Here is a 26440-nt window from a genome sequence, read left to right on the forward strand (position 1 = left end):
GGTGAATACAGGTTGGCTTATGTACGACAAGCTGGAGTCCAAACAGAAAAACCACCTGACCATTACTAGAGGTGGTTTCTTTGATGATTCTTATTGAGGGCTTTGCTCAGAAGCCATGGCACTAGCTTTCGTCTCATGAACGGTTCCAAATGGATGATGAGGTGGCGCGTAGATGGAATATACTTTAAGCGGCGTATTCCCCGTATTGATAAGATTGTGCCATGTGCCCGCAGGGATCATGATGGCATCGTTATCGTTGACTCTTTGTTCAAAATCTAAATGATCTTGTCGATCCCCCATCCGAACAAGCCCTTGACCTTCTTCCACTCGGATGAATTGATCCGTATTCGGATGATTTTCCAAACCGATGTTGTCTCCAACATTTATACTCATCAGCGTCACCTGCAAGTGCTTCCCTGTCCATAATGCCATACGGAATGTGTTGTTTTGCTTTGTGGCTTGCTCAATATTCACGACAAATGGCTTTGGCCCATAATCTCTCCATTCGATGGTATTCTGATAACGATTCCACTGTCTATTCCCATTCGTATGGCTCCAGTTGTTGTAATAATGAGGACTCCACCCATAGTGAAAATGGCTGTTATTCCAGCCGGCAAGCACGGGATAATACCATTGATAGTAATGGTAAGAGTTGTTGTACATCACAATCTCCTCTCCAGTGTTAAGGATTTACCCTTTAGCCTATGTGTGTAGTTATGATTGGTTCCCGGTCATCCTTTCACGAGTATCGATTTCCACGCCGGATAATCGTTTAGAAAAGGTCGCTCGCCAATTTAAGGACAGTTCCTCTACCTCCAACAGCTTTTTCATGCCATCGATATTGTCTTTTTCTTTATGCATGATTCGGTTTGCATACGAAATCGTAATTGCCTTTGGGTGGCGCGAGATCCTTGTCAAAACATCGGAAGGAGATACCAGCCCTTCTTTCAACACGCGAAAATAAAAGCCGGTATAGCCTGTCTCCTGTACCTTTAGCAGCATTTCAGGCAAACCGTATCGAACAGACAATTTGTAACACGGCTGTCTCGGTTGACTGACTTGTACGACCGCTTCCCCAAGCTGAAAGGTATCACCGATACAAACATCCGTTTCTACTAATCCCCGGATCGTCAGATTTTCTCCGAATGCACCGAATGCCAATTCTTTCTGTAATTCAGCTTCCCAAAATGGATAGTGCTCATAGGGATAGACGCATACAGCCTTTTCCTTCCCTCCATGGTGGACAAGATCTGCCTGCCCATCTCCCTCCAAGTTCAAAAAGGATAAATAAAGAGCTTGTGTGGTCGGCGTTTTGTAAATGCCGGTAGAAACCTCTTTATTTTGATACTGTACCTGTTTGGGCTTACCCACATTTATCGAAAGGATTTCGATATTCACAAGAGATCACCTCATTCTTTTTTGGAAAGTGCATTGTGCACTACATTCATACAAATCCATAATGGTTTGTTCTATAATGATAGGAAAATCCTATTATTAGATCATGAATCGCCGGAGGGATGGTCGTTGGAGCTCAAGCAATTAGAGTACTTTATGGCACTGTGCCGGGAGTTGAATTTTACTCGCGCAGCCGAGAAGTTGGGCATTGCGCAGCCTTCACTCAGTCAGCAAATCCGTCTGCTTGAGCATGAAATCGGCATGCCACTGTTTGATCGCGTCGGCAAACGAACGGTTATGACAGAAGCAGGCAAAACATTGCTTCACCATAGCTATAATGTGTTTCATGAGTTGTCACAGGCACGTGCAGCGATAAGCGAGCTGCAAGGCTTAAGCAGGGGCTCTTTAAAGATTGGCGTACTGCTGACGGTTGTCAATTACTTGCTTCCGCCTACTGTTATCGAGTTTCACCAGCGTTATCCGAAGGTTGAATTGTCTATTTTCGGGTTAAGAACCGGTGATATTTATGAAGGACTTTTGAAAAACGAACTCGATCTCGGCATTGTTTTTTTGCCGATGGAGCATGACGATCTGGAAACCATTCCGCTCTATACAGAAAATCTGGCCCTAGGGGTACCTGTGGATCATCCACTCGCGAAGGAACCGTTTGTTTCGCTTGCGATTTTAAAAGAAACCCCCTCCATTTTATTGCCCAACACGTACTTTTTGCGTCAGTTGATTGATGAAAGGTGTCAGGAGCTGGGCTTCTCGCCACAGCCTGTTTTGGAGATGACTACAATGGAATCCATTACGAATATGGTCGGGCAAGGTGTCGGTGTCACGGTCCTTTCGAAAGGCTACCTCGACTATATCGATGATAAACGAATTTGTACGATTCCGATCCAACAGCCCAATATCACGGCGCAAATCGGTATCGTTTACCGGAAAAACAAGTATTTGTGCGCAGCAAGCCGAGTCTTTATGGAGCAGTTGATTGCCACGGTAAAACGTGATGATGTTCGATGATGCGGGAGTCAAGAACAGTTTATGACGAGGCAAATCATTGTTCAATAGCATCGTTGTTATCATTTCGATAGGTATTGTCTATCATTATTTAGTCATTCCCAGAGGAAATATGCTCGGGGCATTCTTTCAAGGATGCTTCATGCGTGAGATACTTTTCAATGAACGCGCAATAATGGGGTGTACTGGAATCCCCTGTATTCGGCCGAAAATGAATGCAGCCTAGACAAGGCTCCGCTACAACGAGATAGCCACGACTTTGCATCGCGGTTATCACGGAGCCGAGCCCGATCTCGAAATCTTCCAGTATCTCATCTGGAATAGAATGAAGGGCTTCCTCGAGTGTATACCCCCATTTTTCAAGGCTTGATGCAGCTTCTTTTCCCTTTGCAGTCAGTTGAAGCAGGGTCACTCGTCGATCTTCTTTTTTAGGTACTTTCGCTATGTGCCCTTTCGTTACGAGTCCATTGATAATTTTTACGGCTGTCACATGCGTCGTTCCTATTGCTTTGGCAAAGTTACCAATGGAAGCTACGTCGCTTCTCGTATACAAAGTGAACAGTAACGCCTGAATTTGTACGGGGGACAATCCCTGTTCATCACTCTCTGCCTGTGTCACCTTTTTTATCGCCTGGGACATCCGAAATAGAGCCATCATAATACGGGCTGAGCGATTTTCCTTACGTTGTTGGGGATCAAACATCATGAGCTTATCTTACCTTCCATGTTCCATTCTTCTATCCATTGTAAATGCCAAACATGGTCGTGTAAAAGCATAGGAAAAGGAGGCGCCACAAAAGCACCTCCTTTTTCATACTTAGCCGTTTTTCACATCTTCCAAGCTCGCCCCATAGTTTATGTGGTAGACGTTCCCGCCAATCACGAGAGCAGGTACTGATTGAATACCAGCCTTCTCTGCTTCCTCAATGCGAATTCGCTCTGCACCAAGGTGGACAACTTCGATATCGACCTTTGTTTGATCCAGGTAATCTAGGACGACTTGCTCCGCATCTACACATACTGGGCAACCTGCATGATAAAAAATGGCTTTTAACATTTGGAATCAGCTCCTGTCGATTTTATGTAGCATTGCTACGTATTTGATTATAGGAGCGACTATCTGTAGGAACAATTACATATTCCCTATCGTTATCATAGGGAATCTCGATGGTTGAAATGAATGAAGTCTTTGAACACTTTAACAAATTCTCTATACTGGTCTTTTTCGAAAGCTAATGGCGGAACATGGATCGGTTTTGACATGTCCACACCATATCCGAACGCTCTCCAAATGATGCAGTCCTTCATCTCCTCTACGTTCGTGGTGACAACAGTACATGAGAAATCCATGTCATCTGAACAAACCAAAACAGGAAGAGCTACATTGGTATAAGACAGCAGTTCAAGGACTTTTTGCTGATCGCGATTTTCAAACAGTCCGATAGGTGGAACTAATAAATCAAAAGAACGACTCTGAGTATTTTGATTCAAATAGTCATTCAAAGTGATGTCGTTGATAGTAATGACATACTGGGGATGCTGAAAACCCTCCATCTGAGCTTGGCGTATATCGATTTTGCTACGTATGTATTTATGGGACTTACGCACTTTTAACACCTCCGTCAAGAAAATCTCTTTGTATGACTTCCTTTCATTTTACAGGTTCATAAACGGGAACACTATGAGAAACAAAGGCTCTGGAATACACGCCCGATCTGACCCATTTCTTGAAAAACGCGCACAGAGCCTCATCCCTATTCATTCGTATCGTGAGTCCATCCCCGCTTTTTTCAACAAGACATGAACAATCATGCCTCTCTCCGCAGATGGAGCAATGGAGATGCTTCCCTCGTGATCTGCGACAATCGCTTGGGCGATGGACAGACCGATCCCGCTTCCTCCTCTTTTTCGCGTACGGGATTTGTCCACGCGATAAAATCGCTTAAAAAGGTGGGGAATCTCCTTTGCTTGAATACCAATCCCTGTATCCTCTACCACAATGTGCACGGCCTCTTCATCCCCATAGGCTCGTACCTTCACTTCTCCTTCATCTGTATATTTCCGTGCATTGTCCAAAAGGATATCCAATAACTGTCGAATCCGCTCCCGATCCATCAAAAGGACAAGAGATTCTTCCCATTCAAAAAGCAGCTTAATTTGTGGAGGGAAAATGGGCACCCACGCTTGCTTTACTTCAAGAAGCAGAGGGGTTAATGGCTGCACGACTTTCGATGAACCTAGTTGAGAGATATGCTGCAATTTGGCTAAAGACAACAGATCATCAATGAGTTTGAAAAGTCGTTTACACTCCTGATGAACAGCAGCGAGCGCTTCATCCCTTACTTCGGGCTTGTGCTGCCCCCATCTTTGCAGAAGACTCACATACCTTTCAATAATCGAGAGAGGTGTACGCAACTCGTGTGATGCATCCGTGACGAATCGCTGCTGGTAGACCATTGCTTCTTCCATGCGATCTAACAGCAGATTAAAGGCGTGGATCAGCTCGTAAATTTCAGTCTCTACGTGGTGATGATGAATTCGTTGGGAGAGTCGTTGAGGGAAAATGGAATGGATTTGTTGGATCAGATGATCGAGAGGCTTGAGTCCCCATTTACTCAACCAATAGCCGCCAACCGCAGAAAGAAGCAAGGTGAAAAAGGAAGAGAGAAACAGAATCGTGAGCAAGATGGAAAAATACCATTCAAGCGCTTCTGTCGTCGTAGAAATTTGCACAAAGAGAAGCTCAGATGTGAATGGCAGCTGTACAGGTTCTTTTGCGACCAAGGTCCTTTCATAATAGTCTTCAGGCTCTACTCTCCAATTGGCTCCCTGTATCGAGGCGATTTGCTTGCCGTTTTGGTCGCTGATGTTTATGAGTTGATTGACGTCAGCGTAATTGGTTAACAAACGAGTCAAATAAGTAATCGTCAGCGATGCTTCTTCGGTGATCTCCGTTTTCAAATCGGCTGCGATGGCCGTTGCTTTCTGATTGAGCAATTTTTGCTCATGTTGATGGACGAGATTAGAGGTGCTGAAAAAAATAAAAATGGACAAAAAGAGAAGCAAAACCAGCATGCCAGAGCTAAATAAAAGCGTGAGTCTCCATTTAAGTGAGTATCTGCGATGTGTAAGCACTGCGTTCTCCTTTTAATCTCGTAGTGTATATCCAATTCCTCGCACAGTATGAATCAGTTTGACAGAAGGATCACTTTCAATTTTGTTCCGCAAATACCGGATATACACATCCACGATGTTGGTATTCCCCATAAAGTCAAAACCCCAAACGGCTGTGAGAATTTGCTCTCGCGAAACTGCTTGCTCCTTGTTCTGAACCAGATAATGAAGCAAATCAAATTCGCGTGGTGTCAGCATGATTTCCTCTTCATCGAGGAACACACGCCGGGCGTTGGGTTGGATCCGCAATCGGCCAACCTGTATCTCCTGGTTCGCTTTTGACTCCCGCTGACGCAATAAAGCCCGAATCCTTGCAAACAACTCCTCAATGGCAAACGGCTTCGCCAGATAGTCATTGGCTCCACTGTCTAATCCCGTCACGATATCCGGAACCTCTCCACGAGCCGTGATCATGATAATGGGGACATCATTGGTTTCCCGAATTCGTCGGCATAATTCTATCCCCGATAATTCGGGCAGCATGACATCCAGGAGGATGAGGTCGTACTCCATCGTCAGTGCCTTTTCTAATCCGGAAAGCCCGTCGTATTCAATATCCGTAGAAAATCCTTCATTCTCCAATTCCAACTGTAAGTATCTTGCCAAGTTATGCTCATCTTCCACAAGCAGCAAATAGCCTTTTCCATCTGGTGTAGGCATGCGAATCATCTCCGTTTGAATATCTTACCAACAGTTTTCTCAGGAAACTCTCATGAAATTCTACCGGGAATCTTAGTTTTGTTCTGTACGATAAGAGCGTGGATGAGGAACACACAACAAGATGAAGCATTCAGAAGGAGGAACATCATGACAAAGCGAAACTGGAAAGGTACCACTACTACGGTCGTAGCTATTCTAATGGGAACTTCTCTTCTCATGAACGGACAAGCCTACGCGGCTTCAGAGACAAGTCTCACCTCCACAACTACACATAATCAGGATAAACATAAGATTGACCATAAGCTGCAGCAGAACAACGAAGAATCAGTTGACGATCAAAACAATGAACAGGCTGAAAATGAGCAAACTGATCAAATGGTGCAAGATGGTACTAACATCGACCTGACAGCCGATGAGGAAAGCAACAATAATAGTCAGAATAAACAGACAGAGGATAAAGCAGCCGCTTCCTCTTCCGACATTGCCGATCAGGTCATTTCAAAAGGATTGAAGTATAAAGGCGTGCCCTATAAATACGGTTCGAGCAAAAAAACAACGCGTACATTTGATTGCTCTTCCTTTACACAGCGAGTGTTCAAAGAGGTTGGAGTAAAACTGCCGAGAGACTCGCGACAACAGTCCAAAGTCGGTCAAAAAGTTTCGAAGGATCAGCTGCAAAAAGGAGATCTAGTTTTCTTCCGCAGCTACGGCAGCTCGTCCTCTCGCATTACCCATGTTGCCATCTACGCTGGAGACAATAAGCTGCTGCATACGTATGGTAAGCCGGGCGTTACGACAACCAAATTCAAAGGAACTTCCTGGGAAAAACGCTTCGAGCTTGGAAGACGTGTGATGTAATCATCTTCTTGGAATAGGTAAAAAAGGCTGCTGAGAGCTTCAGCAGCCTTTTTCATGCTCTCCTTATAACTGGTTGCCTGATTCGCTCACCGTGACAAAGGAAATGGAAGAAATAGGTTCTTCTGCGCCCCACTATGTAAAAGAATGAGCAAACTACAAAAACTCTGTCAAAATGACGCCTTCCTGATTGTCGCCTGAAAGCACATATTTCCCATTGGTCGGCACTTGAAGCATGATGCTCGTCGTCACTGGATAATAATAAATTTTGTAGTCGCCACCATTTATTGTCCCTGACACTTCTTTTGCCGCCCGCAAGTCATTCACGTACTCCTCCAAGGATAATTGACGCTCTTGCATAATGGTGCTGTGCGGTCTTTTTCAATAGGATGATACTAGGCAATAATAAATGAAATCGTGATCAAAGGATAAAATTTTCCTTCAATCATTTTGTTGTAAACAAACTGAAAATTCCCGCAGAAGTCCTTTGTAAGTCGATAGGAGCGCGAAAGAAAGCTGAAACGTTGTCAATTGTTCCACGTCAAATGGAGTGAAACTTCAAAAATTGACGAGGTGGCTACCATGAATGTCAGGCAAAATATGATCTCTCTTTCTTTCCTTGCTTTGTTAACTGTATCATTCGCCCAACCAAGCTTTGCTGCAACGACTCCTTTTACGGATCTTGCCCACTCGGGAGCGAAAGATAAAATTCTCTCTTTACAGCAACAAGGCGTGATAAAAGGCGTAGATGATAGCAAATTTGCACCCGACGAAACGATAACGGCCGCCCAAGGTATTCAACTGATTGTAAATGCCTTTGATTTGAGTCTGGCAGCGATCCGTTTTGTAAAGGCTCCACAAGCCACTGACTTTTTTTCCAAAGCGGACAACGATGCTTGGTATGCAGAGAGTCTGATTATAGCGGCAGCGAACGGATTGGAGTTACCAGCTGATCTCGATCCAAATGCTGAATGGACAAAAGAGCAGTTCATTCACCAGCTAATGAGAGTTATGGAGACCAAGGGTAATCTGCCCATGATCAAACTGGTACCAGTAGAAATCCAAGATGATCATGAACTCACCGTGGATTACCAAGGCTCCATTCAACGAGCTTTGGCAAGAGATATTATCGAATTGGATAAGGAAAACAAGCTTCATCCCCAAAAGGCCATCACGCGTGAAGAGGCAGCCGAAATGATTTACAATGCCCTTGCGTATTTGAAAAGCCATAAGCCTCTGAACTAAACAGAATAAAAAAATGCAGCGATCCTCATCATGAGGGGCTGCATTTTTTGTTTCCTTAATCCATAATCATCCGGTTCACTTGCCCCGTTATCAACAGCATCGCTTGCAAGACGGGCATCATGCTGACAAGATCCTGCGAATGGAAGCGAACCGTGCGTCCTTCGATGAGTTCAATTCCTGGCATCCAGCTGACTGCTGTGGCAAATTGTGATCTCGTGAACTCGACTTCTATCGTATTCTCTACTCTTTGCGCAAGAGGTTTAACTGAACTGCGATGGAGCAATGCTTCTTTTGCTTGCTGACGGATCCGCTCTCTCGCACGAACGGGATGCATCGCTTGCGACGAGAGTCCTGTTATTCCTGTTTTCACAGCGACCGTAAAGACTCCAGGGATATCTTCTTCCACCTCTTTGGCCGTTTGCGAATCTCCGGTAACGAGTACGACTGGAACACCAAAGGCTCCAGCGATTGCTGCATTTAAACCAGCTTCGCCCACCTCTTTGTCATTCAAGATTAGCCGATGGATAGCGAGTCCAGACAATGTATGATTGAGTACCGCATCTCCTGTTCCCGCCCTTCCATGATAACCGATGAAAAATGCGGCATCGCAGCTACTGTCGATCCCCTGCATCATGCAGAGAGGTTTAAAAAATCCACGGATGACATCTGCCTGTGGATGCAATTCTTCCAGTATGATATTGTTCATCGGTCCATGAGACTCATTGACGATAATTTGGGTAGCTCCTGCTTCCAGTGCACCCTCAATCGCCGCATTTACATCTTGTGTCAGCAGTCTTCTCCCCGCTTCGTAATGTCTGCGACCGGGGATAACATCCTCCCATTCGCTTAGTCCAGAAATCCCTTCCATATCCAGCGAAATAAACACCTTCATGAGAAATTGCCTCCCTATCTTTGATTAGATTGCTTTCGGCATTTGGCGCGATCCCAACGCCAAGCGCTTGATCTCACCGTCTGGATGGCGAACAAAGCGGATAAGTGAATCGACGTTGTGGCGCGTGAACAAAAACGTATCTTCGCCAACGGAACGCAGTGGGAACTCATCACTGCCTAGAACGAGTACGAGCTGTCTCTGTGCTTCATCGAATCTGATCTCTACTGCCTCTCCTTCTCCGGATTTATATGTACCAGGACATTGCTGCAAGTAAGCAAGCGGCACTTCACATTCGGAAAACGTGGCGAACTGCGTCTCGAGCGGGCGACCGAACATGCTGTTTAACAAGCCTAATGTCAGATTCGCAATGGGGGCATCATCCATGTTGGTCAAAAGAATGCCGGTTACTCCCGCCTCTGGAATGATGAACATTTGCGCGGTCATCCCTTTTAAGCCACCAGTATGGGTAAGTAAGGTGTACTCTTCGGAAAAGGGAAACACACCGAGTCCGTAACCATAGCTGCGGCTCAAATCAATACGGGTATGAGGGGTAGTCATTTGTGATGCGCTATCTCCCGAGATGATTCTCGCTCCATTTGAAAGTCCGCCTGTCCGATAGACATCCGCATACCGAAGCATGTCGCGTGCGGACGATTTGAGGAAGCCTGCTGCACGCATGGAGGGAGCGTCCCACCAACCGGGGGCACGTACTGCTTCACATACGCCATCATTCATGCGACGTGTGTACAGCATGGTCGTATTGTCGTTCTCGCCTAATTCCTCCACATGAAAAACCGTTCGTTCCATGCCAAGCGGCTGTAAAATATGTTCTTGGACGTAGGCTTCGTATGTTTTGCCGCTGACACGCTCAACAATCGCCCCAAGCAAGCCAAAAGCTTCGTTCGAATAGCTGAATTCTGTCCCCGCAGGTCCCAACAATTCAAAGGGCAGCTTTTCTATATATGACATGAGGTCTTCGAAGGTATCGATTGGGTGTTTACATTGCGCTTCAAAATGGTGGAGTAATTCTTCTGCTGTCGGATCGGCTTGTAAGCTGGGTAGCATGGCGGGAATGAGAGATGGAAGTGGTGGAAATCCGAGGGTGTGTGTCATGAAATGATGAATGGTAATACTCTTCGTTTGGGCTTCGTTCGGTGTACGAAATTCAGGCAAATACGTGATAACCGGATCATGCACGGAAAGCTTCCCTTCTTCCTGAAGCTGCATGATCGCCATACATGAAAACGACTTCGTAATCGATCCGATTCCAAATACCGTATCCAGATCGATGGGAGCTTGCTTTTCGCGGTCCCGATAACCAAACGCTTTTTCATAAGTGAGTTCTCCGTCTTTGGCTACAGCAATGATCGCACCGGGAACCTGAAAATCATCCATCAGCTTTTGGGCGTATGCTTCAAACGACGCTTCCCACTCATTCTTCTTCATGTCATGCCTCCTTAGGTTTATTACTTGCAAACAGGAAAGCAATTTCAGTTTTATTTTCGAAGTAGAAACTTCAAAAAAATAAGGATATGAAGTTCATGCACTAGTAGAATTATAAGGGGCAGATGAAAAAACGACAATATACAATTCTGAAAATAAATAATTTTCATAACGAAACGCAATCAAATATTGAATTATCCTGCCCGTTCGTTGAGCAAAGGCTGCGAGTGTTAACACCAGCAGCCTCTATTTGTGTTGTTCCACTATCGAACCCATTAGGCGGAACTGGCCGAGCCGTGTGGACATATGCGGATTCCAGCCGAAGCCCTCTCCATGTGGCAAATTCAAAGGGTTAGCCTACCATCTATGACCCGGCTATTTTTTTCCCCCTTGGTTGTCTGCTGTTGGCATCCGGTTCGACAGTGATGCCGATTTGATCAAAAGTCTGCCCTTCGGCGAGCTGGTAGGTCAGTATTCCGGATCCGTTTTCGTCCGGCTTGAATATGCCACCATTTTCCCTCGTGCTGTTTTTCAGCAGCCAAACCTGGTAAACCTGTGAACCTTCGACGCCGGGCAATTCGTGAACCTGCACCACCAAATTTTTCTCTGATCCCTGCTGGACAATATAGGCGATGCCGTTTGTTCCCGGGTGGCTTTGATTGGCCGCTTTTAAGGGAATCGCCGTTACAATTTCAATGGGAGTATTTTCAGCATGGCGATTTTTTACCTGTACATTCGCTACTCCAAGGCCAATAAACGCGAGCAACAGGACGGTCACGATACTGGCTGAAACTGGAGTGAACTGGCTTTTGAGCATCATGGCGAGCTTGCTCATCGTAGCCATGAATGTTTCCGTACCGCTTTTCCTTTTGTGCTCAAAAACAAACCCCAGCACCTCGCCTTTTAGCGATTCAGGCACCTCGATTTCGGCATAATCGAACGGCAAAGCATGCCAGGCCTGGGATAATTCCTGATATTCTTTCGTACACGCCGTACAATTCTTTACATGTTCAGCAAAGGCCATGTGTTCGCTCTCCTTGAGCTCATTTGCTATATATGGAATTAAATGATCACAAACCCTTCTCATTTTATATCCTCCGTTTCCAGATGCTTCCTCAATCCTTTAAGAGCCTGGTGAAGCCTGCTTTTAATCGTGCCGAGCGGCTCTTGTTCCAGCTTGGCGATCTCCGAAAGAGAATACCCTTTCCAATAAAGCAAATCGATTAATTTTCTTTGGGCCGTTGGCAATTTGTTTTTTGCCATCGCAATCTCATTCGTATTTACTCGTTGCTCGACTGCATTAACAGGGTCAGCGATCTCTACATGTTCCTCTCGATGGTATTGCGTATGCCTCTTCTCTTTTCGGAGATAGTCAATGCAAATATTGCGGGTAATCGTGAGGAGCCAATTTACAAAGCTGCCTTGAGTAGGATCGTAATGGCTGTTTGTTGTCCATAGCCTCAAAAAGACCAGCTGAATAATCTCTTTCGTCTTATCCTCATTCCCATTGCAAAACTTCATAACGAAGCCGTAAACAAGCTTTATATATCGATCATAGAGCTCCTCTAATGCGTGACCATTTTTTTCGTTTACCAATCGCATTAATTCCGCATCGTAATTTTCTTTCATGTGGCACTCCCTGCTTTTGGATAAAAATATACTGCCATAACACGATTTTAAAAGTAAAGATGGGAACGACCGCGACTGATCGTTCCCTGGGCAGGCTTATTCAAATGCTGTTTCGCTGTTTACGATAAACCATACATCTTTTACTCCTTGTCCGTTTACATCCCCTTCTTGCTGGTCTTTTGCATAATAATAGAGAGGAAAGCCTTTGTACGTAACCTGCTTCTTCCCGTTGTCTTCTCTTGTGATCGTATCGAAATCCTTTTTGTCAAAACCTTCCGGGACGGCGAAATCCTCCTGGGTAAATGCCGGCCAGTTTGCCAGGCAGTCTCCGCTGCAATTGCTTTTTCCTGCTTCGTCCTTTTTAAAGTAATACAGGGCCCTTCCCTGTGGATCCGCAAGGTACTTTCCAGCTTTCTCATTCTCCAAAAGCTGGAGGCTCTCAGCCGGGGCTAGTTCCGATTTCGTTTGTTCCGTTTGGGCTTGATCGGGTTGAACCGTCTCTGTTTTTACCTCCGTGCTTTTTCCGCAGGCAGCCAAAGCAAACATAATCGTAAGTATCGCAAGGGTAAAAACTGCTTTCTTCATGTATGTTCCTCCCAGTTTTTTAGATGTAAGACTCGTCCTTACTTCCAGCCCCATTTTTGAAAGATTTGGTGAGATTCTTCCGTTCTTAAATAATCAATAAATTGCTGTGCCTCTTTTTTCTGATCAGTGATTTTCGTCAGGGCGATCGGCGTTCCACGATAGAGCTTTTCTTCTTCGGGCAGTTTGACCAGGTCTGTCACATTCTGGAGGCGGTAATGCCACGATTCATAGGTAATCCAGGCGTCCAGGCTGGAATTCGATTTCCATCGTTCAATGGCTTCGGCACTCGACTTTACAGAAAGGTTAATATTTTGAGAAATGCCTTCGATCAGCCCTTTTCTGCCTGCCAGGTCTTCCCACAGGCCAAGCTGGCCAGCCCCATTCACATCAATAATTTTTACTCCCTTTTTCGTTAAATCCTCCAGGCTTTCAATTTTCTTAGGATTTCCTTTCCTCACCAATATTCCTGCAGCACGCGGGTAAAGCTCCGTACGTGATTTTGTGTCGATCATTTCGGGGTGGTTAAAGATGAAGTCCTGCAGCATATACTCGGAGCCACCGAAAATAATATCGGCATCTTGCTTTGCTTGGCCGATCCACTTGCCCTCTGGTCCGGCTGTTACTTCCACCTTCATTCCTGTTTTAGCTGAAAAATGTTCAGCAGCCTCCTTGATCGGTCCAAGTGGTCCACCTGGTCCGTACACCCGGATGACTTGATCACTTTGGCTTGATTTTGGTGTCGCCTGGGACGCCGGCTTACCGTCCATTTGTGCATAGGCTGACATTCCGACAGCAGTAAAGACATAGAGCAGTAGAGCTGCTAGGAACACGGTCTTCTTCATGATTCTTCCTCCATTTCACACATGTTTTTTACCGGTACTATCAAAGGAAACGAAGGGAGGCGGTAAACGGTTTGATTGCAATTGCGAAATAGTTGGAAAGTTTCATAAAGGAAAACTAGTCTGGTGAAAAATAAATAAAGATCTCCGCACAACCTACGCCAGCCTGGCCAGGTGTATGGCGATCTTTTTCATATTCTGACACGCTGATCGGTTGACTGCTTGAATTACCGGGACTTTCCCCCTGCCCGTAGGTGTTTTCATATCGGGAATAGGCTAAACGGTTTTATTCTCCTCTATAGCGATAACCTTCCTTGCTGCTTCTATGAATGATAATAGGATTGGTGAAAGCCACTTGTCTTTATGCCATAGCATCTGTGTATACACGTGCAAGTCCGGAATTTGCCATGGAAGAGCAACAAGTTCGCCCCGTTCAACTTCCGCTTTCGTTGTCATTTCAGGAAGAAAGGCAATACCGATTCCCGTAATTGCACATTGTTTAATGGCTTCGGCATTTTGAAACTCTAAATACGTAATACTATCAATGCCCTTTTTCTCAAATTGCCGGTCAAACATGGTTCGATAGGGACAACCCTTTTCATTCGTCAGGAACACCTGTCCGTGAAAATCTTCCAGCTGCAGTACAGTTAGTTTCGAGAGTGGGTGGTCTGGAGCGGCGAAAAAGCGGAAAGTTTCTTCCACCAATGGCTCCACTGCAAGTGCGCTCGAGCGAATGGGTTCGTCCAACATAAAGACGACATCCGCGGTTCCCTCAAAGAGCGTTTGCTTGAGTTGTTGATTTGGAACGGAGCGGAAGATGAGACGAACTCCCGGATAGCGCGAACGAAATAGGTGAAAGACAACTGGTAGCCGATAGGCGCAAAGAACCTCGTTAGCACTTATTGTTAGGGTGCCGCTTACATTCTCATTGTCATGAACGACACTGCGAGCTTCGTCCAATTTGTCTAGAACGCTTTGGATATGAGTTAAAAAGCGTTTACCCGCAGTTGTTAGAACGAGCTGCTTGCCCAAGCGGTCAAAGAGACGAACACCAAGCTCATCCTCCAATGCTTTTATTTGCATCGTGACGTTGGAAGGGACGTAGTTCAGCACTTCCGCTGCCCGACTGAAATTTAAAGTTGATGCCACCGTGCGGAATGTAATCAGTTGGCGCAATTCCATCATACGATCCCCCTTTACCTTCAAGATTATTGAATATTGCTTTGAATTTCATTCACTTTTGCTGAGACTATCACAGATCTATACTAACAACAAGAAATACATACTTGTATGGTTTCATTTTGAAGGGAGAGACAATACGATGGATTATGAGATTTTTGATTTGGGTGACGTTACCTTGCAATCAGGAGTGACGTTACCGAGCGCTTATCTTGCTTATAAGACTTATGGAAGATTGAATGAAAAGAAAGATAATGTCATCGTCTATCCAACTGCATTTGGCGACCAGCATGTTCAGAATGAATGGTTGATTGGAAACGGCATGGCACTAGATCCGCAGAAATATTTCATTATCGTTCCAAATCTGCTGGGCAACGGATTATCTTCGTCTCCCAGTAACACGCCTCCCCCATTCGACCGGGCTAATTTTCCGCAGGTAACCATTTATGACAACGTTACATTACAGCATCGGCTGGTGACCGAGAAATTCGGCATTCAAAAGATTGCTCTCGTAGTAGGGTGGTCAATGGGAGGCATTCAAGCATTCCAATGGGGGGCAAGTTATCCCGACATGGTGGAACGAATTGCACCTTTCGCCGGAGTTGCAAAGACATGGCCCCAAACGTATGTGGTCCTAGACGGCATGAGAGCTCCGCTCATGGCTGCGGCCCGCTTCGATTCAAATAAACTAAACCAGTTGACTTCTGCAGACATGCGCGCGGTTGGCCGTGTCTATGCAGGATGGGGTGTATCGCAGGCGTTTTACAGAGAGGAAGTTTATCGTGAGCTGGGATTTGACTCATTGGCAGATTTTGTGGCTGGCGTCTGGGAAAATAGCTTTATGAAGATGGATCCGCACAATGTCCTGGCCATGTTATGGACAGGCCAACATGCAGATATTAGTGCAAACCCCTCCTATAACGGAGATTTCGATGAGGCGCTCAAAAGCATTAAAGCGCTTGCCTGCGTCATGCCAGGGAGCACGGATCTCTTCTGCTCGGCAGACGATAACGAATACGAGGCTAAGCTAATACCTAATGCTATTTTTAAACCTATCGAATCGATCTGGGGCCATTTTGCCGGTCGTGGAATCAACAGTGCCGATAATAAATTTATTGATGACAATCTAAAACGCTTGTTGGGTCAACGCCTTGCATCCAATAGCCTCCGCACAAATAATTAAAAATGGCATGGAAGAAGGCCAAATTCGAAGGTTGAACGTAACGATAATAGCTTCGTTCAACCTTCTATGAATTTGGTCACTACCCAATAAACTGCGTCGATTCACAGCCTACTCTCGACATTAAGCCATGGGGTGCCCTTCTGTAGTGGTTCGGTTAATCGTTTGTTTCTGAGAACCTCTTGATTGTATCCGTATTTGACAAATTCGAATAACACGAACTATCACTATGACAAGATTTTGAAAAGAAGCTATTCCCAGCCAAATAATAATACTCGGCATCATCATAAAGATACCTTCCAAACTTAGCACTCGTTCGCCACCAAGAAATGTGATCATTTTCGGCAGGAAAAGGAGCTGGAATAACGGTAACATCATTAGGATGAAGGATAGGAATCTCAACCAACTAGGACGCTTCTTGTAGTGCGCTTCCCCTTTCTTTAACCGCCAAAAGCGGCGAATTCCCAAAAGCACCGTGATCAAGATGATGATACACATACCCGATTCAAGCATGGTATGAGTGAGAAAAGAATTTTCTGGCGGGGAATTAGTCAATATTCCCGACAATCCACTCACAAATGAATAATAATCGACGAAAGTATTCAAGCCACTGTTGAACAAGATGACAATGCCAAGCCTCTGATCAAGTATTACAAGTTCTTGCGCTTTGTAGGTCCACAAGATTCCTCCATGTTCGATTTGTGTTTTTTCATCAGCGGTTTTAGAGATTTCCCAGCCCAGACCATATGATCCCTTAGGACCTGTAGGTGAATGCATGGTTCTAATCCCCTCACTACTAAGCAGCTGCACATTGTTGTATTTTCCACCGTTTCCCTGTATGATCAACCATTTAGCCATGTCGTTGACTGTTGAAACCATCCCTGCCGCTCCTTCAACGAACCATTCCGGTTCTGCAGTAGCTATTGGTTTTCCAAATAGAAAATAGTGTCCTCTTGAAATTTCACTGGACTTTTCAACAAATTGACTTGTATTTGAGACATCAAAGGTACGATTCATTTCAAGTGGAGTGAAAATATGCCGTTGCAAATAATCAGGGAACTTTTCCTTGCTGACTACTTCTACCAACCGGGCTAACAGTTGGTAATTCGTATTATTGTAATGAAATTCTCTACCGGGGTCGCTATGGAGGGTAACTTCATGCAATCGTTGCACGACTTCTTCTAACGAGTTGGGCTGGGGATGAATCGTCATATCTGAGTAAACGGTGTCAGTCAAGCCGCTTGTATGACTCAACAGGTGACGAACCGTGATTGTCGATCCACGGGGATCATTCAGCTGAAACGAGGGAATATAGTGAGCAATCGGTTTGTCTAGATCCACTTTTCCGGACTCAGCTAGCTGCATGACAGCCAAAGCTGTAAATGATTTGCTCAACGAAGCAATAGCGAGTGGAGTATCAGCTGTGATCGGACTCTGATCAGCTGTTTTTCCATAACCTTTTGAGAAAATAACTCTGTCATCGCGGGTAATCGCTACCGCTAATCCCGGAATATGATTTTCTTCCATTTTCATTTGAATGAAACGATCGATTTGATCCTTAGGAAAGTCTTCTTGAGCAAAGGCACTATCAATAGAAGTAAGAAGGATAGTCAAACAAAAGATAAGAGTCAAAGTGAATTTGACATACACCGCCCACTGATATTTTTGTACTTTACACTGTAAATAGGTAATCAAACGTTATTCCCTTCCTTCATCCAGATTCCATTCACATTTCATGATGAGTAATTCTTCTTGAAGTTCTGCTGTCAGCTTCCCATTCATTTTTAGCATAAGAGTCTTTGCTATGGACAAACCCAGACCCGTGCCTCTGCCCGACCTTGTCGCATCAGACGTATAAAAACGGTCAAATAACTTTTCCACATCTTGCTGATTCAAATGGCGGGCATGATTGCTTACAGAAAAAATAACGGTCGAATCCTGCTTCTCAAGGCGAATCCTGACTGGGCCAACAGCGTGAGTAGCTGCATTTGCCAAGAGATTTTCCACAACACGCTTGATAGCCGATTCATCTGTATAAAGCAAGATTTTCTCGTTCGGCAATTGTATCAACGGTTCTAAAGCGCGTTCGTTGAACCGGTCGTAAAAGCCCAGTAAGACTTCCGAAACGAGCGTGTTCATGTCCACCTTTTCCAGGTCCAGCTCAAAGTCAGCATGGTCGATAACCGATAGATCGAAAAAATCATGTAACAACTCTTGCAAACGCTTCGTTCGGTTCTTGGCGGTCATCAAGTATTCCAGCTTCTCCGCCTCGCCTGCACCTTCCGACTCCATAAGCTGGATATACCCCAGGATGGATGTGAGTGGGGTACGCAAATCGTGTGAGATATTCGCAATTCCTTGCTTGAGCTCGTTTTCAGTCCTTCTGCGCAATGCATTTGCCTCCACAATAAGTGTAAGCAACTTGTTGATTTCCTCGGTCAATGTCTCTAAATCCTGATCAAACAAGGCAATATCGATCTTTTTCTCGGTTGATCCCTTCGTATAAGACTGCAACTGATGGGTTACTCGCTTTATCTCTCGTTTCATGCCATACAAGCGGATCATTGTAACGACTGCTATGGCACATGCAGCACACACCACAATAAGCATCTCGGTCCTTCCCTTCCTCCATCCTTGCTACTTGATTTCTTTTCTCTTGTAAACCCAGCAGCCGGCAAGTCCACAGCCAAAGAATGTCAGGATCGGGACTACCGTCAATCGCCATAATTCGGTGTTGCTTGGCGAGGTACTACCAATATCGCCTACTAATGTAAACACGCTATATTCATAAGCAGTTTCAAAGATAGGCAGATATTCACCTATGCTTGTAAAAATGACATCGATACTCAAAAAGAAGATAATTGAGGTAGAAATCGTTTTACCGCTGGTCGTGAAGGTAATGGCAAACAATGCAGCGACCGAGGCAAATGACGCCGAAAACAGTATGGTAAAAAGCATTGATCTCAAGACGAGCAACGCTGCTGATTGGTTATCGATCGCCCCAAACCCAGACAATATGGTGCTGATCACCATATTAAAAACCGGAAACAGTAGAGAAAGAAGGATTACACCCCAAGAGTACACACACAGTTTTGCCGTGAAAATTTTCATTCTGCTATTCCCGCTCGTTGCCATGTTCTTCATGACCCCGGTTGAATACTCGCTAGATATAAAGAAGCCTGCCAGGATACACAAGGACACCTTGATAATCAATGTGTTGCCGGAAAGAGCTCGCTGGAAGGATTCTAATCCAGTAAATAGAGGATCACCATCCAGCCTATTATCGAAATGCCAGTAAAGCGGCCAAAAGATCGATAGCTCTACCATGATCATCGCTAGTGTCCTGAACGAGCGGTCCTTCCGCAATTTATACCATTCGGACTTGATGAGATTATACATGGCTCTCTCCTTTGATCCGATTTGCGAAATAGCTCTCCAGATCTTCACCCATCGGCATGAACTGTTCAATTGTGAGCCCAGCTCTGAAAAGAATCGAAGAAACCATACCGGGATCATGAACGAATTGATACAGCCTGATCACACCATCTGGCATCACTTCAAAATTGCTGGTATGCAGTTCTTGATCAATAATCGTAGCGGCCTTACTTGCATCATTTACTTTGATGTGCAAGTACTGCTTACACTTTTCATGCAGTTCATTTGCTGTCAATTGTTCCAGCAGCTTTCCCTTATGGATGATTCCATAATGAGTGGCTAGCAAATGCAACTCACTGAGGATATGCGTTGAGATCAAGATCGTAGTTCCGTTCTCCGAATGCAATCTTTTCAGGAGCTCTCTCAATTTTATGACTCCCGTCGGGTCAAGTCCTGTCGTAGGCTCATCCAAAATTAAAAATTCAGGATCGCCGAGTAAAGCAATAGCGATTCCAAGACGTTGCTTCATTCCTAAGGAAAAATGCATGGATTTTTTCTTGCCAGCTTCCTGTAATCCAACTAGCTCTAGTGTATTCTCTATGCATTTGCGTCCCGGTATTCCTTTTTGTATGCGATGTACCTCGAGATTCTCCCATGCGGTCATGTGAGGAAACAACGCAGGACTTTCGATTAACGAACCAATTCGTTTTCTAGCAAGGACAAGTTCCCGTTCTCCATTCGCTCCAAATAACTCAATAGAACCCGATGTAGGAAATGTCAGCCCATTCACAATCCGAATCAATGTAGATTTCCCTGCGCCATTTTGTCCAATAAACCCGTAGATTGACCCACGTTTAATCATCAGCGTTACTTTGTCAAGAGCGACGTTGTTTTTATAAGCTTTCGTTAAATCGTTCGTTCTGAGAACAAGCTCAGTCATCTGTCGAACACCTCCTCCCTTAGGCGATACCTTCATTATCAAAAGCTCGCCATAAGAGAACTCAAAGAGAATCTTAAGAAAACATTAAGTTGGTACCGTTATCGAAGCCGATAGCCCATCCCCCATAACGTTTCTATATATTCCTGTTTGGGATTGGCTTTTGCCAGTTTGCTTCTTAAATTGCTGATATGTACGCCCACCGTATTGTCATCCCCCATAAACTCCTCGTTCCAGATACTTTCAAAAACATTCGCCTTCGAAAACACTTTTTTGGGATACGACATGAACAGCTCTAAAATAGCAAATTCTCTTGCTGTCAAAGTTACATCGGAACCGTTAATCGTCACGAATTTGGTTTCTTTATCCAGCACGAGATCCTTGTACGTTAATCGATTACTTGGAGGCGGACTTGAGAATCGCAAGTATCTTCTCATATGGGAATCGATGCGTGCAGACACCTCCTCAATATCAAACGGCTTTGTAATAAAATCATCTGCTCCAGTACGAAGGGTTGCTATTTTCGTCTTTTGCTCGTCTTTGGCAGAGATAATAATAACTGGCGTCCGAAACACCTCGTTGATCTTCTCCAGTAATTGTTCACCGGTGAGTCCCGGGAGCATCAGATCAAGTAGTACGAGATCCCATTCCTGTCTGTCCAAGTAGAGATTCGCTTCTGTTCCCGAATAGGCTGCTTGGGCAATGTACCCGCTTTTCGTGACAATCGTACACAATAGTTTATTAATATCGCTGTCATCTTCCACAACTAATACATGTATCTTTTTATCCATGGTCTCACCTTTTTTCTTTGTGAATAGGGTTGAATCGTGATTTGATTCGTAGACTCCCACTGACTAGTATCTTCTCATGCTAATTGAGTCTTAATCCTAATAGTACCTTGAAAATACTAGCGTATTGCAAACTTTTACTTATTGTCAAAAAACCCCTAGCTGTGTATGCTAAGACCCTTGTTACGAAAATGGCACGGAATCTGTTATACACTCTAGATAGAAGATCAGGCAAGTAGACATGAAAGTTCATAAGAATGAATACAGTGTCTTTTGGGATTCAGTTGTATGCAGAAAAAAAACGACCCTTTTCAGGGCCGTGAAATGGTTTGCTCTTATTTTTCTAATTCTCCATCGCTATTTGTTACCGCAAAATTGTAATTAATAGAGCGTGTAAATGGTTCGCCGTCCTCATTGATGCCGGTTACGTCAAAGGAGAGATTATAAACGCCTGGCTTCGTCGGCACGGTAAAATTGCCAGTAAGCTCATCTTCTTTTACGGCAAACTTCACTTCATCAAGGACGCTTGCTTTTTCGCCGTTCAGCGAACGTGTCAGGTTTGCTTTTTCCAGTAATGATTGATCAATTTCGTTTTTGCCCAGGTCGACGGAAATCTTCGCTTTGTCGCCTTTCTTGAATACCTTTTTGCTCGCCTTTACTTTCGCTTCCTCTCCGCCATCCACGGAACCAACCATGAAAAAGGCGTCGTCAGAGCCCTCCACTTGAAGTGTCCATTCGCCTGCTTCTGGCTCCTCTACTTCAATGAAGTGATGAACAGCATCTTTGAATATTTCGGGTTCATCCTCCGAGTCGCTTTTTTCACTGCGGTCCGCTTCATACTCTTTGCCAGAAGGACTGATCAGGGTCACAACGGTGTCTTCCGATGAGGTCATCGTATCCAGATTGAACTGATCGATTCCGCTCTCCAGGAAAAATGTTTCCGTGACGTTGTCTTCCACTTCGCCGCCACGGAGAATGACGGAGCTCTCTTCCACAGTGCTTGATTTTGATTTGTCGTCTTTGCTTACTTTATTTGCACGTTCGCGGATAGAGGCCTTTTGCAATTTCGGTTCGACCAGATCCCATGTATGCGAGGCTTTTGCTATTTGACCGTGGGAAATGTCTTTTGTAAAGCTCTTGATCCCATAAGTCAAACCGAAGGCAGAATCAACGGAAACAGCGCCATCATCTTCTCCGGGAAGAACCGCATGAGCAAACCAGGTAGGACTAAACATGCCATCATCGCCTGTTCCGGCAGCCATGTATGTCTTGGTTGAACGACTTTCCGTACGGTTGTCAGTCTGGGATCGGAAGTTGGCCATGTATGACGTTTGCAGGGAATACACCGCATCGTCTTTTTTGCCGAGAATGTCAGCAAGCCATCCTGCCCAATTGCTGTACGCCATGTCAGCCAATTCTGAACCTTTGTTTGGCGTGGAAAGCTGGTGAACAACGTTGACATACGGATGCGCGCCATAGTGGACGAGTGCTGTCTGTGTATCGATGCCACCTTTTGAATGTGCAATGATATTGATTTTGGAAACACCGTAATAATCTGCAACCTTTTTAATGACTTCAGCGAGCTTGGCCCCGTTTGTCCACATGTTACCACCAGTACCATCCGCGTCCTTCAGTTGCACAAAAGCGGTACGATACCCGGCGTTATAGGCTGCATCATAAAATCCATCTGTTGTATACCAGGTTTTGTAGCTGGAGTGCAGACCTTGGACAAACAGAATCACGGGTTTGTCGTCGGATGCATTGGGAGGAACCGCACCTGTGTACCAGTCACCAAAATGACCACTTGGATTGTCGTCATGCAAAACAGGAGCTGGAGCCGCTGCGCTTGCTGCTTGCGGGTAGACCAGCGCCGTTGATAATGTAACGGCCGCCAGCAAACGAGATAATGCTTTCTTTTGATTCATGAAAAGAACACCAACCTTCACCTTATGATTTATTGTTGCCGTACACAATCGTTAGAAATGTGCACGGATTGCAACTGCCTGTTCTACCTTCAATGTGTCTTGAATGATCACTAGGATCGTATTCATTTGCTGATGAATAAAGAAATGCCCACCAGGCATGGGGTAAAATTTGCATTCTCGCCCGCAATAGTCTCGCCACGCCATAATATCTTGGATTTCTATAGAATCTTCTTTCCCAAACAAAACCGTCATGTTGACAGGGATTTGTCGAGGAAGCTCGTTATTCATTTCGTAAGTTTGCACGGCTTGGAAATCAGCGCGAATCGTAGGCAAAAATAACTCCAAGAGCTCGTGATTGTCCAAAACTTCATCGGGAGTGCCCCCAAGTGTACGTAGCGATTCGATGAACTCGTTATGCGGCAGGTTGTATGTTTTCACCAGTTTGTGATACGCATGCGGCACGCGGGATGCAGACAGGAACAAGTGCTGGGGCAGTGGCTTTCCATTCTGCAGCAGCTTGCGTGTCAGTTCAAACGCGATTAATCCACCCATGCTGTGGCCAAAAAAGGCAAAGGGCTCTTCCCCCAGCTCTGGTGTGATCCGTTGGTATACATCCTCCAAGACCTCATAGAACGAGGTGGAAAGAGCCATGCTATCGCTCTGAAATGAAGGTCGCACCTCGAAGGGATCAATTTCCAAGAACGCTGGCGACAATACCCGCCTCCAACCGTAATAGATGCTGGGAAGCCCACCTGCGTAAGGAAAGCAGAACAATTTCATCTCTTTCCCCGTCCTTTCCTCTTTACGTCATTACCTCGACATCTTTCTTTGAAAAATGGCTTGATGCAAATCTAGTAAATTCTTCATAACTACTTGATCAGCAAACTGATTAGTAGTCGCGCATACTGACAATTTGTAGCCTGGATCGATCTCATACTGATGAAATGACCAAGCGTCGCGCGAATCATTTTGCGATACGGTAATCGATTGATCTAAATGTTTTCGAATGGCGAATGATTGCAACGGGATGGACAGCCCCATGCCTCTCGCTTTTATATAACTCTCCTTCAAGGTCCAAAGGTCGTAGAAATACGAAAGCTGTTCATCCCGTTGTTTCGCCAAGAGATCTTCTATTTCGGCTGGTGCAAAATAATGAGCGGCAATATCCAAATCAATCGGACATATTTGCTCCACATCAATCCCTACTTGCGAGTCATGCGTGGCGCAGACCACCCACTCTCCAGAATGCGAGACGTTAAAGCAGTAGTTCGGAAATGATTTCAAAAAAGGTTTGCCGTATGCATTGTAGTCATACTCGATTTCGTCATTGGAAATCTCGTAGGCTTCACAAATGAGAGAGCGTACGAGCACGTCCGCGAGCAACGTCCGATAGGAATCAGCCGGATTTCTGAAACGGTTGACCCGTTCTCGTTTTTCTTCGGGTAGTGCTTGCAAAAATCGGTTGAACAACTCTTTCTCCATGACAGCAGGACATTTCAACGCGTAAATGGCAATCATGTAGTACTCACTCTCCTTTCTGTCAATTCAAGACGACTGACCTGTTCTGCTCGATCCTTTCGCTGCTGCACTTCATACAATTTGGCGTACGTACCGTTGTACTGCATTAAATCAACATGGCGCCCATGCTCGATGACTTTTCCTTGATCCATCACGTAAATCACATCGGCATCCTCTACAGTCGACAGACGATGAGCGATGACGAGGACCGTTTTATCTTTCATGAGTGCGGTTAATGCTTGCTGCACCCAATATTCCGATTCTGCATCCAAAGCGGACGTTGCTTCATCCAGTAGAAGGATCGGTGCATTTTTCAGGATAGCTCTGGCAATGGCAATTCGCTGACGCTGTCCGCCAGATAGCGTGGCACCGCGTTCTCCTGTTTGGGTCTGGTAGCCATCTGACAGTTCCATAATAAAATCATGAGCATACGCTGCTTTGCTTGCCTTGATGACATCCGCTTCCGATGCATCCAGGCATCCGTATCGGATATTGTCCTCGATGGTTCCTTCAAACAAAAAGGCATCCTGAGGCACGTATGAGATCATGCCTCTTATTTCTGCAAGTGAATAAGCTCCCATGGGCTTGCCAAGTAAATAAAGAGAGCCGCTCGCAGGTGGGTAATACCCTAACAGAAGTTTCATGACGGTGCTTTTTCCACTTCCACTCGTTCCTACCAGCCCAGCCATTTGGCCTTGCTCGACTTGCAACGAAACACCATCCAGCACGTTTGTAGCTTCGTTGTATCCGAAAACGACCTGCTCCAACTTCAGCATGCTTTCGCATTGCTGATCTTTGTCGGCGCTCTTTAGATACTCTTCTGGTTCGAGAGGTTCATTCAAAAAATCGACGACCCTAGAAGCACCTGCTAGCGAGCTCTGCAACGCTGTGATGACTTGGCCAAGCTGGAGAAATGCCAGTGTCACAAGCATCTGTTGTTGAACCAGGGCGACCAGCACGCCCAACCCGATGATTTGTTTGGAAACCATCATGATTCCAAAAACAAGCATTCCCCCGAAGCTTAAGAATTGGATAAAAAAATTGGTCCCTTCCAATAATCCGTGTTTATGCCCTTGCTCGATGGCAGATGAGGCTACTTCTTCGTTTGCTTCCGTGTAACGTGCGGTCACAACGTTATGTAAATGAAACATTTTGATGATAGGTAACCCAGACAAGAAATCGTTTAATCTTTCTGTCCCAATCCCCATCTGCTGCTGCATTCGATCTCCGATTCGCCGGACTGACTTGGCAAACAGCGTATTCACATAAAGAGTCAATGTGCTTACGAGCAACAGGACAACGGCAATTTTCCAATCCATAGCAAACATTCCTATGATCGAACCGATCAGCGACAGCAGGATGATGCTTAACATTTTCAATTGCTCTGCGTACGCGTTTTCCATAAGGACAACATCATTGCCCAGTCTCGACATCGTATCTCCCGAATGGTGCTGCTCATAGTAATCGAAAGGCAGCTTGCTCAATCGTTGATAGACATGCAGCCGAATGTTGGCGATGAGCTCGCGAACGCATCGACGATAAATGTAGCTGAAAAATGGAGACAGGATACTCAGCAATAGGAACATCACAGCCATGGTGACAATCGCTCTGGTTAATAAAGCAGGGTCTTTTGTGTTCGCAAAATCCGTCAGATCCTTGAATACGAAAGGTAAAGATACCAATACAGCTGCTTGACCGATTCCGTCACCAACGAGTCCCAAAATATACGCTCGCTTTTTCGATTTCATAAACGACAGCAGTTGAAGTAGTTCCCGCATCAAATTCTGGATGAACATGC

The 26440-nt window shown here is 45.2% G+C and carries 28 protein-coding genes; 4 read left to right on the forward strand and 24 right to left on the reverse strand.

What is annotated here, in order from left to right; all coding sequences use genetic code 11:
• Nucleotides 1-90: 90 nt before the first annotated feature.
• Both EL268_RS15230 and EL268_RS15235 read right to left on the reverse strand, forming a co-directional pair.
• Nucleotides 91-663 (reverse strand): cupin domain-containing protein, encoded by a 573-nt coding sequence (locus tag EL268_RS15230; RefSeq protein ID WP_106655255.1) that lies wholly within the window; start codon nucleotides 661-663, stop codon nucleotides 91-93.
• A gap of 51 nt (nucleotides 664-714) precedes the next feature.
• Nucleotides 715-1398 carry an MOSC domain-containing protein gene (locus EL268_RS15235; protein WP_106655254.1) on the reverse strand — a complete coding sequence of 228 codons (684 nt, stop codon included), beginning with the start codon at nucleotides 1396-1398 and terminating at the stop codon, nucleotides 715-717.
• Nucleotides 1399-1524: 126 nt separating this feature from the next.
• Between EL268_RS15235 and EL268_RS15240 the strand changes: the two genes are divergently transcribed.
• The gene (locus EL268_RS15240) at nucleotides 1525-2421 is read left to right on the forward strand and encodes a LysR family transcriptional regulator (protein ID WP_106655253.1); all 897 of its coding nucleotides are present in this window, start codon (nucleotides 1525-1527) and stop codon (nucleotides 2419-2421) included.
• A gap of 88 nt (nucleotides 2422-2509) precedes the next feature.
• Here EL268_RS15240 and EL268_RS15245 read toward each other — a convergent pair whose 3' ends face one another.
• From EL268_RS15245 to EL268_RS15265, 5 genes are all read right to left on the reverse strand, one after another.
• A complete protein-coding gene (locus EL268_RS15245) occupies nucleotides 2510-3124 on the reverse strand; it encodes a MarR family winged helix-turn-helix transcriptional regulator (protein WP_106655252.1) in 615 nt (204 codons plus the stop codon).
• A 111-nt stretch (nucleotides 3125-3235) separates the two neighbouring features.
• Nucleotides 3236-3475: a glutaredoxin family protein gene (locus EL268_RS15250; protein WP_106655251.1), complete on the reverse strand. Its 240-nt coding sequence runs from the start codon at nucleotides 3473-3475 to the stop codon at nucleotides 3236-3238.
• Between the two features lie 95 nt (nucleotides 3476-3570).
• Complete coding sequence (locus EL268_RS15255; RefSeq protein WP_106655250.1) at nucleotides 3571-4026, reverse strand: hypothetical protein; 456 nt, start codon at nucleotides 4024-4026, stop codon at nucleotides 3571-3573.
• A 150-nt stretch (nucleotides 4027-4176) separates the two neighbouring features.
• Nucleotides 4177-5553 carry a sensor histidine kinase gene (locus EL268_RS15260; RefSeq protein ID WP_106655249.1) on the reverse strand — a complete coding sequence of 459 codons (1377 nt, stop codon included), beginning with the start codon at nucleotides 5551-5553 and terminating at the stop codon, nucleotides 4177-4179.
• Between the two features lie 12 nt (nucleotides 5554-5565).
• Nucleotides 5566-6252 carry a response regulator transcription factor gene (locus EL268_RS15265; RefSeq protein WP_106655248.1) on the reverse strand — a complete coding sequence of 229 codons (687 nt, stop codon included), beginning with the start codon at nucleotides 6250-6252 and terminating at the stop codon, nucleotides 5566-5568.
• 147 nt (nucleotides 6253-6399) lie between these two features.
• On the opposite strand from EL268_RS15265, the gene EL268_RS15270 reads away from it, so the two are divergent.
• The gene (locus EL268_RS15270) at nucleotides 6400-7110 is read left to right on the forward strand and encodes a C40 family peptidase (protein ID WP_106655247.1); all 711 of its coding nucleotides are present in this window, start codon (nucleotides 6400-6402) and stop codon (nucleotides 7108-7110) included.
• A gap of 153 nt (nucleotides 7111-7263) precedes the next feature.
• Here the strand turns inward: EL268_RS15270 and EL268_RS15275 are convergent, their stop codons facing one another.
• Entirely contained in the window at nucleotides 7264-7434 is a 171-nt protein-coding gene (locus tag EL268_RS15275; RefSeq protein ID WP_232030470.1) for a hypothetical protein, read from the reverse strand.
• A gap of 255 nt (nucleotides 7435-7689) precedes the next feature.
• Here EL268_RS15275 and EL268_RS15280 point away from each other — a divergent pair, with 255 nt between their 5' ends.
• Entirely contained in the window at nucleotides 7690-8352 is a 663-nt protein-coding gene (locus EL268_RS15280; protein ID WP_106655246.1) for an S-layer homology domain-containing protein, read from the forward strand.
• A gap of 55 nt (nucleotides 8353-8407) precedes the next feature.
• On the opposite strand, the gene EL268_RS15285 is transcribed toward EL268_RS15280, so the two are convergent.
• The 7 genes from EL268_RS15285 to EL268_RS15315 all read right to left on the reverse strand — a co-directional run bounded on the left by EL268_RS15285 (nucleotide 8408) and on the right by EL268_RS15315 (nucleotide 14922).
• Nucleotides 8408-9244: a M55 family metallopeptidase gene (locus EL268_RS15285; RefSeq protein ID WP_106655245.1), complete on the reverse strand. Its 837-nt coding sequence runs from the start codon at nucleotides 9242-9244 to the stop codon at nucleotides 8408-8410.
• A gap of 24 nt (nucleotides 9245-9268) precedes the next feature.
• A complete protein-coding gene (locus EL268_RS15290; protein ID WP_106655244.1) occupies nucleotides 9269-10690 on the reverse strand; it encodes a serine hydrolase domain-containing protein in 1422 nt (473 codons plus the stop codon).
• A 361-nt stretch (nucleotides 10691-11051) separates the two neighbouring features.
• Nucleotides 11052-11711, reverse strand: a complete 660-nt coding sequence (locus EL268_RS15295) for an anti-sigma factor (protein ID WP_232030472.1) — start codon at nucleotides 11709-11711, stop codon at nucleotides 11052-11054.
• A gap of 59 nt (nucleotides 11712-11770) precedes the next feature.
• On the reverse strand, nucleotides 11771-12316 hold the full coding sequence (locus tag EL268_RS15300; RefSeq protein ID WP_106655242.1) for an RNA polymerase sigma factor: 546 nt from the start codon (nucleotides 12314-12316) through the stop codon (nucleotides 11771-11773).
• A 96-nt stretch (nucleotides 12317-12412) separates the two neighbouring features.
• Nucleotides 12413-12901 carry a COG4315 family predicted lipoprotein gene (locus EL268_RS15305; protein ID WP_106655241.1) on the reverse strand — a complete coding sequence of 163 codons (489 nt, stop codon included), beginning with the start codon at nucleotides 12899-12901 and terminating at the stop codon, nucleotides 12413-12415.
• A gap of 38 nt (nucleotides 12902-12939) precedes the next feature.
• Nucleotides 12940-13743 carry a substrate-binding domain-containing protein gene (locus tag EL268_RS15310; RefSeq protein WP_106655240.1) on the reverse strand — a complete coding sequence of 268 codons (804 nt, stop codon included), beginning with the start codon at nucleotides 13741-13743 and terminating at the stop codon, nucleotides 12940-12942.
• Between the two features lie 273 nt (nucleotides 13744-14016).
• Nucleotides 14017-14922: a LysR family transcriptional regulator gene (locus tag EL268_RS15315; RefSeq protein ID WP_106655239.1), complete on the reverse strand. Its 906-nt coding sequence runs from the start codon at nucleotides 14920-14922 to the stop codon at nucleotides 14017-14019.
• Between the two features lie 139 nt (nucleotides 14923-15061).
• Between EL268_RS15315 and EL268_RS15320 the strand changes: the two genes are divergently transcribed.
• A complete protein-coding gene (locus EL268_RS15320; RefSeq protein WP_106655238.1) occupies nucleotides 15062-16102 on the forward strand; it encodes an alpha/beta fold hydrolase in 1041 nt (346 codons plus the stop codon).
• A gap of 120 nt (nucleotides 16103-16222) precedes the next feature.
• On the opposite strand, the gene EL268_RS15325 is transcribed toward EL268_RS15320, so the two are convergent.
• From EL268_RS15325 to EL268_RS15365, 9 genes are all read right to left on the reverse strand, one after another.
• Nucleotides 16223-17794 (reverse strand): serine hydrolase domain-containing protein, encoded by a 1572-nt coding sequence (locus tag EL268_RS15325; RefSeq protein ID WP_106655237.1) that lies wholly within the window; start codon nucleotides 17792-17794, stop codon nucleotides 16223-16225.
• A gap of 3 nt (nucleotides 17795-17797) precedes the next feature.
• Nucleotides 17798-18709 carry a sensor histidine kinase gene (locus EL268_RS15330; RefSeq protein ID WP_106655236.1) on the reverse strand — a complete coding sequence of 304 codons (912 nt, stop codon included), beginning with the start codon at nucleotides 18707-18709 and terminating at the stop codon, nucleotides 17798-17800.
• 27 nt (nucleotides 18710-18736) lie between these two features.
• Nucleotides 18737-19498, reverse strand: coding sequence for an ABC transporter permease (locus EL268_RS15335; RefSeq protein ID WP_106655235.1), 762 nt, complete (start codon nucleotides 19496-19498; stop codon nucleotides 18737-18739).
• Nucleotides 19491-20414, reverse strand: a complete 924-nt coding sequence (locus EL268_RS15340) for an ABC transporter ATP-binding protein (protein ID WP_106655234.1) — start codon at nucleotides 20412-20414, stop codon at nucleotides 19491-19493. The genes EL268_RS15335 and EL268_RS15340 overlap by 8 nt, the downstream gene beginning before the upstream one ends.
• A gap of 98 nt (nucleotides 20415-20512) precedes the next feature.
• Complete coding sequence (locus EL268_RS15345) at nucleotides 20513-21202, reverse strand: response regulator transcription factor (RefSeq protein ID WP_106655477.1); 690 nt, start codon at nucleotides 21200-21202, stop codon at nucleotides 20513-20515.
• A 332-nt stretch (nucleotides 21203-21534) separates the two neighbouring features.
• Nucleotides 21535-23124 (reverse strand): lipase family protein, encoded by a 1590-nt coding sequence (locus EL268_RS15350; protein ID WP_106655233.1) that lies wholly within the window; start codon nucleotides 23122-23124, stop codon nucleotides 21535-21537.
• Nucleotides 23125-23175: 51 nt separating this feature from the next.
• Nucleotides 23176-23904, reverse strand: a complete 729-nt coding sequence (locus EL268_RS15355) for a thioesterase II family protein (protein ID WP_106655232.1) — start codon at nucleotides 23902-23904, stop codon at nucleotides 23176-23178.
• 30 nt (nucleotides 23905-23934) lie between these two features.
• A complete protein-coding gene (locus EL268_RS15360; RefSeq protein ID WP_106655231.1) occupies nucleotides 23935-24642 on the reverse strand; it encodes a 4'-phosphopantetheinyl transferase family protein in 708 nt (235 codons plus the stop codon).
• Complete coding sequence (locus EL268_RS15365) at nucleotides 24639-26438, reverse strand: ABC transporter ATP-binding protein (protein WP_106655230.1); 1800 nt, start codon at nucleotides 26436-26438, stop codon at nucleotides 24639-24641. The genes EL268_RS15360 and EL268_RS15365 overlap by 4 nt, the downstream gene beginning before the upstream one ends.
• Nucleotides 26439-26440: the final 2 nt, after the last annotated feature.

Origin of the sequence: Brevibacillus brevis (assembly GCF_900637055.1) — a bacterium.
GTDB classification, from domain to species: domain Bacteria; phylum Bacillota; class Bacilli; order Brevibacillales; family Brevibacillaceae; genus Brevibacillus; species Brevibacillus brevis.